We start from the raw sequence: 275 nt of genomic DNA on the forward strand, positions 1-275 counted from the left end.
GGCTATGGGCCGGGGCGCTTCAGCTTCAACGTCGGCGCAACCGGGGGTGGCGGCCGCTGCGAAGCCTGTCAGGGCGACGGCATGGTGAAGGTCGAGATGCACTTCTTGCCCGACGTCTACGTGCCGTGCGACGTCTGTGCCGGCAAACGCTACAACCGCGAAACGCTGGAAGTGCTGTACAAAGGCAAGAACATCGCGCAAATCCTGGATCTCACGGTCGAGGCGGCGTACGAATTCCTCAAGGCGGTGCCCACCATCGCGCGCAAGCTGCACAC

At 63.6% G+C, this 275-nt stretch carries 1 pseudogene; it reads left to right on the top strand.

The features are described 5' to 3' along the window. Nucleotides 1–275: pseudogene (locus B3V69_RS05065) on the top strand (hypothetical protein); the annotation flags it as partial.

Origin of the sequence: Rhodoferax sp. UBA5149 (assembly GCF_002413825.1) — a bacterium.
Classification (GTDB): Bacteria; Pseudomonadota; Gammaproteobacteria; order Burkholderiales; family Burkholderiaceae_C; genus Rhodoferax.